Annotated in this window: 12 protein-coding genes; 2 read left to right on the top strand and 10 right to left on the bottom strand. The window is 60.3% G+C overall.

Annotated features, from left to right (window positions below; genetic code table 11):
- Positions 1–675: patatin-like phospholipase family protein (locus HX846_RS39340; RefSeq protein WP_256739749.1), on the top strand; the 675-nt coding region annotated here is incomplete at its 5' end.
- Between the two features lie 106 nt (positions 676–781).
- Here the strand turns inward: HX846_RS39340 and HX846_RS00205 are convergent.
- The 8 genes from HX846_RS00205 to puuE all read right to left on the bottom strand — a co-directional run bounded on the left by HX846_RS00205 (position 782) and on the right by puuE (position 8,065).
- On the bottom strand, positions 782–1,567 hold the full coding sequence (locus HX846_RS00205; protein ID WP_003209104.1) for an outer membrane protein OmpK: 786 nt from the start codon (positions 1,565–1,567) through the stop codon (positions 782–784).
- On the bottom strand, positions 1,564–1,959 hold the full coding sequence (locus HX846_RS00210; RefSeq protein ID WP_177009495.1) for a hypothetical protein: 396 nt from the start codon (positions 1,957–1,959) through the stop codon (positions 1,564–1,566). The genes HX846_RS00205 and HX846_RS00210 overlap by 4 nt, the downstream gene beginning before the upstream one ends.
- Before the next feature lie 43 nt (positions 1,960–2,002).
- A complete protein-coding gene (locus HX846_RS00215; RefSeq protein ID WP_087694784.1) occupies positions 2,003–3,355 on the bottom strand; it encodes a nucleobase:cation symporter-2 family protein in 1,353 nt (450 codons plus the stop codon).
- A gap of 196 nt (positions 3,356–3,551) precedes the next feature.
- Positions 3,552–4,859, bottom strand: coding sequence for a urate hydroxylase PuuD (locus HX846_RS00220; RefSeq protein WP_178903113.1), 1,308 nt, complete (start codon positions 4,857–4,859; stop codon positions 3,552–3,554).
- A gap of 50 nt (positions 4,860–4,909) precedes the next feature.
- Positions 4,910–5,413 carry an ureidoglycolate lyase gene (locus tag HX846_RS00225; RefSeq protein ID WP_003209110.1) on the bottom strand — a complete coding sequence of 168 codons (504 nt, stop codon included), beginning with the start codon at positions 5,411–5,413 and terminating at the stop codon, positions 4,910–4,912.
- Positions 5,414–5,550: 137 nt separating this feature from the next.
- Positions 5,551–6,546: an allantoicase gene (gene alc / locus HX846_RS00230; RefSeq protein ID WP_003209112.1), complete on the bottom strand. Its 996-nt coding sequence runs from the start codon at positions 6,544–6,546 to the stop codon at positions 5,551–5,553.
- Between the two features lie 80 nt (positions 6,547–6,626).
- Positions 6,627–7,142 carry a 2-oxo-4-hydroxy-4-carboxy-5-ureidoimidazoline decarboxylase gene (uraD, locus tag HX846_RS00235; protein WP_102368455.1) on the bottom strand — a complete coding sequence of 172 codons (516 nt, stop codon included), beginning with the start codon at positions 7,140–7,142 and terminating at the stop codon, positions 6,627–6,629.
- Positions 7,139–8,065, bottom strand: a complete 927-nt coding sequence (gene puuE, locus HX846_RS00240) for an allantoinase PuuE (RefSeq protein WP_008432189.1) — start codon at positions 8,063–8,065, stop codon at positions 7,139–7,141. The genes uraD and puuE overlap by 4 nt, the downstream gene beginning before the upstream one ends.
- Before the next feature lie 462 nt (positions 8,066–8,527).
- On the opposite strand from puuE, the gene uraH reads away from it, so the two are divergent.
- Complete coding sequence (gene uraH, locus HX846_RS00245) at positions 8,528–8,881, top strand: hydroxyisourate hydrolase (protein WP_003209117.1); 354 nt, start codon at positions 8,528–8,530, stop codon at positions 8,879–8,881.
- 130 nt (positions 8,882–9,011) lie between these two features.
- Here the strand turns inward: uraH and HX846_RS00250 are convergent, their stop codons facing one another.
- Both HX846_RS00250 and HX846_RS00255 read right to left on the bottom strand, forming a co-directional pair.
- A complete protein-coding gene (locus tag HX846_RS00250; protein ID WP_008432192.1) occupies positions 9,012–9,638 on the bottom strand; it encodes a LysE family translocator in 627 nt (208 codons plus the stop codon).
- Between the two features lie 63 nt (positions 9,639–9,701).
- Positions 9,702–10,107, bottom strand: a 406-nt coding sequence (locus HX846_RS00255; protein WP_178964775.1) for an NCS2 family permease, incomplete at its 5' end; no start/stop codon positions are given.

Genomic DNA, 10,107 nt, shown 5'->3' on the forward strand with positions numbered 1-10,107 from the left:
TTCTATCAGGGCGGCGGCACCATCGATGCCTGGTTGCGGCATCGGCGCATCGGCATTCCCACCCAATTGACCGTTGAACATTTGCTGGCCAGCTCGGCGATTCCGTTGCTGTTTGCGCCGGTCAAACTCGGGCAGGAATATTTTGGTGACGGGGCGGTGCGCCAGTCGGCGCCGATCAGTCCTGCGTTGCACCTGGGCGCCAGCCGCGTGCTGGTGGTGGGGGTCAGTGGCAACCCGCGTGGCAACGATCCATCGAACCCGGCGCGCACCTTCACCGGCCAGGAGCCGACGTTGGCGCAGATCGGCGGGCACATGCTCAACAGCACGTTCATCGACAGCCTGGAAAGCGATATCGAATTGCTTGAGCGCCTGAACCAGTTCAGCCACGTGTTGCCGGCCAACGCGGCGATACAAGGTTTGGCGCCAGTGGAAGTATTGGTGATCGCTCCCAGTCAGCCAATCGACGAAATCGCGGCACGTCACCGCCAGGAATTGCCGGCGGCATTGCGCCTGTTTCTGCGCGGGCCGGGGGCGACCAAAACCAGTGGCGCGGGTGTGCTCAGCTACCTGCTGTTCGAGGCGGGGTATTGCAGCGAATTGATCGAGCTGGGAAGGCGGGATGCGCTGGCCAAGCGCGAAGAGTTGCAGCGGTTCCTGGGCCTGACACCGGACTGAATGTGGGAGCGGGNNCGAATGCGGTGTGTCAGTCGCCAGATGTATTGACTGACCCACCGTATTCGCGAGCAAGCCCGCTCCCACATACAGAGGATAGGCGGTGTGGTTAGAAGTGGTACTTCACCAACAGGCTCGCAGTGTCCTGGTTGGTCTCGAACGCGCCGCTGTCCTGGATCCCGTACTTGTTCTTCCAGTAGTCGTATTCGATACCGACATACAACTGCTTCTCGCCCCAATGCAACGCCTTGCCCAGGTCATATTTGATCTGCGGGTTGAAGTGCAGGTTGGCGTGGTAAGTGCCGCGGGCGTTCTTGTCGTTATCCACCACCCAGTCCATGAAGCCGTCGATCAGCACATTGGAGTTGCCCACCGGGATCGTGTACGACCACACCGGTGTGATCTGCCATACGCCGTCACCCGGGCGATTGCCTTCGGTCTGGCGCTGGTAGAAGTTCAGCTGGAAGTAGTCGAAACCAGGGATTGCCAGGTCGAAGCCCGGGCCGAGCAAGTACGACTCGTTGTCGCCTTCGCCGAACTCGTAAGTGAACGCCAGCAACACGTCCTTGATCGGACCGAACGACAAGTCCTTGTCGAAAATCTTGCCGAACGACAAGCGTGGGCTGAACTCGCCGTAGTAAGTACTTGGGCCGACATTGCCGTCTTCCTTGCCGTTGTAAAAGATGCGGTCGAGGAAGAAGAAGTTGTCGCCGTACTTCCACGCATCGGCGTGTTCGAAGGTCACGGTTTGCTGGATCTGCGGGTTAACAGTGAAGTTCTTGCCCCACAGATAAGTCAGGCTGTTGTTCTGCCACTGCAGCAGATCACCGGCCATGGCCTGGCCCCCGGCCAGCAGGGATCCTGCCAGCATCAGGCTGTTCACGGTACGTTTCATTCGGTTGCTCCCGAGGTAAAGGTTTCTGGTTTTTTTTCTAAGCGGACGCTCTGGTGTGGCGTCTTTTGGCTTGCCGCAAAAATCGTCTGTTCGGTCAGCTTTGATGCTTTTAGCAAGAGCTGCGCCAAGGTGTTTAAAAAGCCAAAAAATCCCCGTCGGCTGTGATGAACACAGTCGAATTCGGAGAGTTTTTGCACACGTTGGCTGCGGACGTGGGGCCCGGATAAGTTGGCCTTGCAGTCAGCTTTTACATTCGCTGTTTTTTTTTGAGTCGATTTGAGCGGGCGCCGAGAATACTGACTCCCAGGCCTGTGCTCAAGTGCGCCGTTAAAGAGCGCGCGGGGCGAGAATGGGGCACGGCGCGTGGCCGGCCCCGGGTGAATGGCGTACATGGTGTGTTCCCTGATCGTTATTGTTTTTGTTGTGACGCAGGAATCAATGTGGGTGTGCGTGAGCGCTTGGGGCAGCGCGTTCGGCGCCACCCAGGATGTTGAATAACAGGTTCAGCGACAGCGCGCTGATCGTGGCCATGGCGATGCCGCTGTGAGTGATCGGGCTCATCCATAGCGGCAGCTGTGCAAAGAATTCGGGACGTACCACCGGGATCAATCCCATGCCGATACTCACCGCCACCAGCAACTGGTTACGACGGTCGGCAATGTCGGCTTCCTGGAGGATCTTGATCCCGGTGGCTGCCACCATGCCGAACATGGCAATCGCCGCGCCGCCCAGCACTGCGGGTGGAATCGACGCTACCAAAAAGGCGGCCTTGGGCAGCAGGCTCAGCACAATCAGGAACGCGCCGGCCACGATCGTCACCGAACGGCAGCGCACGCCGGTCATCTGCACCAGGCCGATGTTCTGCGCGAACGAGGAGTGGGTGAAGGTGTTGAAGAACCCGGCAAAAAACGATGCGCCGGCGTCACACAACAGGCCACGGCGGAGCATTTTCGGCGTGACTTCCTGGCCGGTGATCTTGCCCAGGGCGAGGAACATCCCGGTGGACTCGACGAAGATGATCACCACCACCAGGCACATCGACAGGATCGGCGCCAACTCGAACTTGGGCATGCCGAAATGCAGTGGCGTCACCACTTGCACCCACGGGGCGCGCGCCAGGCCGCTGAGGTCGACCATGCCGATCATCCCGCACAGCCCGTAGCCGAGGGCCATGCCGATCAGCACCGAGATATTCACCCAGAAGCCGCGCATGAAACGGTTGATCAGCAGGATGGTGGCCAGCACCAGCGCGGCAATCGCCAGGTAAATCGGTGAGCCAAACGTGGACGCCGCTGCGCCACCGCCGGCCCAATTGACCGCGACGGGAAACAGCGAAAGACCAATGGCGGTGATCACGGTACCGGTCACCAGCGGTGGAAAGAAGCGCACGACCTTGGACATGAACGGCGCGATCACCATGCCGAAAAAACCGGCGGCGATGGTCGCACCGAAGATCCCCTGCAGACCGATGCCGGGCATGCCGGCCATGGCCACCATGCTGCCGACAGCGGCGAAACTGGCGCCCATCATCACCGGCATACGAATGCCTACCGGGCCGATACCGAAGGACTGGACCATGGTTGCGATGCCCGCCACCAGCAGGTCGGCGTTGATCAGGAAGGCGATTTCTTCACGGCTCAGGCCCGCGGCCTGGCCGATGATCAAAGGCACGGCGACGGCGCCACCGTACATCAGCAAGACGTGTTGCAGGCCTACCAGAATCAGTTGCAAGAGGGGCAGCCGCACCATGGCGGGCGCGGCAGGAGTCTGCGTTTCTAGCTGGGACATGCAACACCTCGGATCTTTTTATTGTTGTGTTGTTCGGCATTCAATTGCCGGGTGGAACTCATTCGTCAAAGCACACCGCAGATCCCATGTGGGAGCGGGCTTGCTCGCGAACGCGGTGGTTCAGTCACCTGAAGTGTTGAATGACACACCGCATTCGCGAGCAAGCCCGCTCCCACACTAGTCCTGCGTTAATCAGTCAGTTGGTACGCGCCCCCTGAGTGATCCAGGTGCCAATCAAGTCCCGTTCCTGCTGGGTCATCTGGGTGATATTGCCTAGCGGCATGATCTGGCTGGCCACGGCCTGTGCCTGGATGCGCGGGGCCATTTGCTGGATCTGCTGCGGCGTATCAAACATCACCCCGGCCGGCGCGGTGCTGAACAGCGGGCTTGTCGGCTTGGCCGAATGGCACACCGCGCAGCGCTCCTGGATCACCCCGTGGACCTTGTCAAAATCAATCGAGGCCTGGGCCGGTGCTGCTTCGGCAGGTGCCGGTGCAGGTGCCGGTGCCACTGGAGCAGCCGGTTTAAGCCCGCCACCCAACGCCGTTTCCGGCAGCGGCTGGTATTCGATGGCCGCAGGAGCCTTGGCCACATCCGGTGCAGTCGCCACCGGTTTTGGGCCGGTCACGTAGGCCAGGCAAATCATCGCCAGTGCGCCCACCGGCAAGGTCCAGGCGTATTTCTGGCTGTTGTGACGGGTGTTGAAGTAGTGACGCACCAACACCGCCGCCACCGCGATACCTGCGAGGATCAGCCAGTTGTATTGGCTGCCGTAGGTGCTCGGGAAGTGGTTGCTGATCATGATGAACAGCACCGGCAAGGTGAAGTAGTTGTTGTGGCGCGAACGCAGCAAACCCTTGGCCGGCAGTGCCGGGTCGGGCGTGCGGTTTTCGGCGATGGCCGCCACCAGCGCACGCTGGGCCGGCATGATGATGCGGAACACGTTGCCCACCATGATGGTGCCGATCACGGCGCCCACGTGCAGGTACGCACCACGACCGCTGAACACCTTGCTGAAGCCGTACGCGGCGGCAATCAACAGTACGAACAGGATCAGGCCGAGCAGGGCGGGGCGCTTGCCCAGTGCCGAGTCGCAGAGAAAGGAGTAGATGAACCAGCCGGCCAGCAGCGAGCCGAGGCCCAGCAACACACCTTCCGGACCGCTGAGGCTGCTGCCCGGGGCCAGCAGGTACAAGGTCGGGTTGGCGTAGAACACCACGCACAGCAGCGCGATGCCGGACATCCAGGTGAAGTAGGCTTCCCATTTGAACCAGTGCAGGTTGTCCGGCATGGTCGGTGGGGCCAGTTTGTATTTTTCCAGGTGGTAGATACCGCCACCGTGGATCGCCCACAAGTCACCGGCGAGGCCGTCCTTGGGGTTGACGCGGTTGAGGTTGTTTTCCAGCCAGACGAAGTAGAACGAAGCGCCGATCCAGGCGACGCCAGTGATCATGTGAACCCAGCGCACGCTCAGGTTCAGCCATTCCATCAAATGTGCTTCCACAGTCTTTACCTCTCGCCTGTCACTCTGTCGTCGAGTGATCAGACCTTCTCTTATTGGTGGGGGGCGAGGATCAACCGCTCATCCTCTTTAAAAAAATGCTCATCGCAGTTATTGCCTGTGCCACTGCGATCAACCACCAGGAAGTCATCCCGCTTTTCGATCGTCAGCACCGGGTGGTGCCAGACGCCGCGATGGTAATTAATGCCCTGCCTGCCGTTGGTAACGAAGGCGCGGACCAAGCCCGATACAGGTTCATCGCCAAGTGGCGCGACCACGATCAGAAAGGGGTTGCCGAGCAGCGGGATGAAAGCCTGGCTGCCCAGCGGGTGTCGTTCCAGCATGCACACGGTCAGCGGCATGTCCTGCGCGTCGGCGCGGAAGATGCTGATGATCGCGTTATCTTCTGGCGTGGCGGTTTCAACCGTCGCCAGTTTATGAAAGCGCATGGTCGACCCGTTGTTGATCATGAAGTGATCGCTGCCATCGGTTTCGATAACGTCTCCGAAAGGGGCGAAGGCTTCTTTGGTCAGGGGTTCGATCATCAGTGTGCGCATGGCTGTCTTCTTAATCTTGTGTATGGATCGTTCCCACGCTCTGCGTGGGAACGCCGCCCTGGACGCTCTGCGTCCGCTCTTGTGACGCAGAGCGTCACGGTATGCATTCCCACGCAGAGCGTGGGAACGATCGGGTGTTACTTCGAGACCTTACCGAGAACCCGCAGGCGGCTCACACCACCATCCGGGAACACATTCAGACGAATGTGGGTGATCGGGCCCAGCGCCTTGATCTGCTCGGCAAATGTGTGTTCAGCGTGCATTTCCAGTTTCTGCGCCGGCAGCAGTTCGCGCCAGAACAGCGATTGGGTTTCGATCTGGCTGTCGGTGCCACCCTTCACGAATGCGCCCTGGATCGAGCAAGTGTCCGGGTAGTTGCCCTTGAAGTGCAGGGTGTCGACCACGATCTTCTCGATCTCGCCCGGGTGGCCCAGTGCGACGATCACCCAGTCATTGCCCGGCGTACGACGACGTGCGGTTTCCCAGCCGTCGCCCATGTTGATGCCACGGCCCGGGTTGAGGATGTTGCTCATGCGCCCGAAGTGTTCATCGGAGCAGGCCAGTGCGCGGCCGCCGTTCAATGCAGCAGCCAGGTCCACCTGTTCGTTGTCGCCCACCGCCGACCAGTCGCGGAACGGAATGCCGTACACACGCAGACGGGCCACGCCACCATCCGGGTAGATGTTGAAACGCAGGTGGCTGAAGGCCTGGTCGTTGTTGATCTCGTGGAAGTGATGGCTGTTGCCTTGCAGCTCTACAGCCGACAGCACTTCAACCCATTGGGTGTTGTCATCCGGCTCGCCGCTCGCGAGGAAGCAGGCTTCCAGGGACGCCGATGGCGGGAAGTTGCCGGTGAAGAATGAAGTGTCGATGTCCACGCCTTTGATCGAACCCGGTACGCCCAGGCGGATAACTGCGCTGTCGTAGCCTTCGAAGCGCTTGCGGCGCGACTCCCAGCCGTCCATCCACTTGCCGTTGTCATCGAAAACGCCCTCCTTCCACACGGCCGGGGTCGGCTGGAACAGGCGGTTGGCGTCGGCGAACCAGTCATCGGTGACAGAGATGATCTTGGTGCCCAGGCGGGCGTCGGCCAGGTTGACGAACTTTTCGAAAGGTACGGGTTGCGCTTTCATTCTTCTTGTCTGCCTTAAAGTAAGTGGCTTGGGATGCTCGCCAGGCCCTGGGCGTTCATGAACCGCTCGGGCCAGGTCTGCTAAAGGGTCAGTAATCGGAACAACGCGATTTTATTGATCTCGGCCAGCGCACATTTGAACTCGGCTTCCACCGAGTTGTGAATGCGCGTTTCAAACGCGGCAAGGATCTGGTGCCGGTTGCTGCCTTTTACCGCCATGATGAAGGGAAACTTGAACTTGGCCTTGTAGCCATCGTTCAGCTCGGTGAAGCGCGAAAACTCGTCGCTCGAGCATTGGTGAATACCGGCGCCAGCCTGTTCATTAGTGCTGGCTTCGGTCAACTGGCCCTGGACGGCCGCTTTGCCCGCCAGGTCCGGGTGAGCGTTGATCAGGGCCAGTTGGCTTGCGTGATCGGCGCTCAACAGGATGTCGCTCATGCGCTGGTGCAGGGTTTCGATCTCGTCGATCGAAGCGTCCTGGCCCAGGTCGAAGGCCTTTTCGGCCACCCATGGCGAATGTTCGTAGATGTCGGCGAAGGCTTTGACGAATTCGTCGCGGCTCAGGGTCGACGGTTTCAGGGTTTGGAACGCGGTCATTTGGCGGCTCCCTGGAAAGGGTGTACGTCATGCCAGTGACGGGCGATGTCGACGCGGCGGGTGAACCACACCTGATCATGGCCCTTGGCGTATTCGATAAACCGCTTGAGGGCGGCCAGGCGCGCCGGGCGGCCGATCAGGCGGCAGTGCAAGCCGATGGAGAGCATTTTCGGTGCGTCCGCGCCTTCGGCATACAGCACGTCGAAGGCGTCTTTCAGGTATTCGAAAAAGTCGTCGCCCTTGTTGAAACCCTGGACCTGGGTGAAGCGCATGTCGTTGGTGTCCAGGGTGTAGGGGATCACCAGGTGCGGCTTGCCGGTCGGGTTGTTGGGTTCCCAGTAGGGCAGGTCGTCGTCATAGGTGTCGCAGTCATAGAGGAAGCCGCCTTCCTCCATCACCAGCCGCCGGGTGTTGGGGCCGGTGCGGCCGGTGTACCAGCCCAGTGGGCGCTCGCCGGTGAGTTCGGTGAGGATGCGGATCGCTTCGAGCATGTGCTCGCGTTCCTGGGCCTCATCCATGTATTGGTAGTCGATCCAGCGGTAGCCGTGGCTGCAGATCTCGTGGCCGGCGGCGACCATCGCGCGGATCACATCCGGGTGACGCTGGGCGGCCATGGCCACGGCGAAGATGGTCAGCGGGATATCGAATTCCTTGAACAACTTGAGGATGCGCCACACGCCGGCACGGCTGCCGTATTCGTACAGCGACTCCATGCTCATGTTGCGCTCGCCTTGCAGCGGTTGCGCCGAGACCATCTCGGACAGGAAGGCTTCCGACTCTTTGTCGCCGTGCAGGATGTTGCGCTCACCCCCTTCTTCGTAGTTGAGTACGAACGACAGGGCGATACGGGCCTTGCCCGGCCAGTGTGGGTGAGGAGGGTTACTGCCGTAACCGATCAGGTCGCGTGGGTAGTCAGCGCTCACTGCAGTCTTCCTTCTTGTTCGTGGTAGCGGTGTGTGTGGCGGCCGGGCAGCGGAAAGACTGGGTGGCGTCACAACGATGACTGATTGTATACAACTTAGTGTGCACTTTGTAAGCCTGTATTTCTGCATTTTTTCCGCAGGGTCTTTGCAGAATAGCACTGCAAGAAACCTGCCTGACTGGTCAGCTAAATTGAAAAAAACCTCATTCACTGTAGGAGCGAGCTTGCTCGCGAAAAACCTGAGAGCGCCTCGTTAACCCTGAAGCGCTGCGTTATCGTTAACGATCTTCGCGAGCAAGCTCGCTCCTACAGTATCGGCGTCAGCAACGGAACGCAGGCTTGTTGAATTTATTGTGTACAATTTTTTTGAAAAGTGTCTTAATCAGCCATCGCCGGCTTTTTCAGTGACCTGAAAAGGTGCGGTCTTTCACTTTTTACTGACTTCGGGAGGCGCGCAGACGCTATGGGACGTTTGACCACACACGTATTGGACGCCGCGCATGGCTGCCCTGGCAGCGCAATCAAGGTTGAGTTGTACCGTGTCGAGGGCGCACAGCTTGAGCTGGTCGCCAGCACCCTGACCAACAGCGACGGCCGCTGCGATGCACCCCTGCTGCAAGGCGATGACTACCGCAGCGGTGTCTATCAGTTGCAGTTCAGCGCCGGTGATTACTACCGCGCCCGCGGTGTGCAACTGCCCGAACCTGCATTTCTCGATGTGGTGGTGCTGCGCTTCGGCATCAGCGCCGAACAGGATCACTACCACGTGCCTTTGCTGATTTCGCCTTACAGCTACTCCACCTATCGCGGTAGCTGAGTCGTCACCGCGCTTCACACCCCCAAAGCTCTTCGTTGGTTTTTCGCCCGCTCACACTGCGGGCTTTTTTTCGCCTGCTGATTGCACCATAAAGGCGGCCCCGATCTTCAGTGCGATCGGGGCTGGATCTTCAGCGGCTCAATAGCGACGCAGCGCCGGCGCCTGTGAACAAGCCCGCACTGATCCGGTTGAACCAGCTCTGGCCCCTGCCGCTGCGCAGGTAGCGCGCGGCACCATGGGCGCCGAGGCCGTAGGCCAGTTTGCACAGCAGGTCGAGCACGGTCCAGGTGGCGATCATGATCAGCAACTGCGGCAAAAAGGCCTGCTGGGCACTGAGGAATTGCGGCAGGAAGGCGGCGAAAAACAGGATGTCCTTCGGGTTGCTGGCGCCCAGCACAAAGGCCCGGCCAAACAGCGCACGAAAACGCGGGGTGGCGGCCACTTGCGGTACGTCGGCGACGTGGGCCGGTTGCCGGGATTGCTGCCAGCTCTGCCAGGCGAGGTAGAACAGGTACAGCGCGCCGACGATCTTCAGGGCGCTGAACAGCTGTTCCGAGGCCAACAACAACGCACCCAAACCCAGCGCCGAGGCGCTCAGCAGGCAGATGGAAGCAATCACCCCGCCGAGAAAGGCCGGGTACGAACGGCGCAGGCCGTAGTTCAGGCTGTTGCTGATCATCAGCAAGGACAGGGGGCCGGGGATCAGGATCACCACCAGCGCAGCGCCGCTGAACAGCAGCCAGGTTTCCAGACTCATTGCATTCCTCCATTCGTACAAAAGCCCCACCCGACGGGGTGAGGCAGGGTCAAGCGGGTTGGCCTACAGGAACGCGAACTTGGCGATGAAGATCGCGCAAAGCACCCACAGGCTGATGGAAATTTCCCTGTGTTTACCCGTACCGGCCTTCAGCGCCACGTAGGTGATGAAACCCAGGGCGATGCCGTCGGCCACCGAGAAGGTCAGGGGCATCATGATCGCCGTGACGATCGCCGGAATGCTGTCGGTGGCGTCGTCCCAATTGATATGGGCCATGCCGCTCATCATCAGCATCGCCACATAGATCAACGCGCCGGCGGTGGCATAGGCCGGAATCATGCCAGCCAGCGGGGCAAAAAACATCGCTGCGATAAACAACACGCCAACCGTAACCGCCGTCAGCCCGGTGCGGCCACCAGCGGCAACCCCGGCGGCGCTTTCCACGTAACTGGTGACTGGCGGCACGCCG

Origin of the sequence: Pseudomonas sp. K5002 (genome assembly GCF_013386655.1) — a bacterium.
Classification (GTDB): domain Bacteria; phylum Pseudomonadota; class Gammaproteobacteria; order Pseudomonadales; family Pseudomonadaceae; genus Aquipseudomonas.

Coding starts and splice junctions, on each gene's coding strand:
- alc (WP_003209112.1), bottom strand. CDS start 6,546: ATGAAAGCGCAACCCGTACCTTTCGAAAAGTTCGTCAACCTGGCCGAC.
- uraH (WP_003209117.1), top strand. CDS start 8,528: ATGGGACGTTTGACCACACACGTATTGGACGCCGCGCATGGCTGCCCT.
- HX846_RS00210 (WP_177009495.1), bottom strand. CDS start 1,959: ATGTACGCCATTCACCCGGGGCCGGCCACGCGCCGTGCCCCATTCTCG.
- HX846_RS00225 (WP_003209110.1), bottom strand. CDS start 5,413: ATGCGCACACTGATGATCGAACCCCTGACCAAAGAAGCCTTCGCCCCT.
- HX846_RS00215 (WP_087694784.1), bottom strand. CDS start 3,355: ATGTCCCAGCTAGAAACGCAGACTCCTGCCGCGCCCGCCATGGTGCGG.
- HX846_RS00205 (WP_003209104.1), bottom strand. CDS start 1,567: ATGAAACGTACCGTGAACAGCCTGATGCTGGCAGGATCCCTGCTGGCC.
- uraD (WP_102368455.1), bottom strand. CDS start 7,142: ATGACCGCGTTCCAAACCCTGAAACCGTCGACCCTGAGCCGCGACGAA.
- HX846_RS00250 (WP_008432192.1), bottom strand. CDS start 9,638: ATGAGTCTGGAAACCTGGCTGCTGTTCAGCGGCGCTGCGCTGGTGGTG.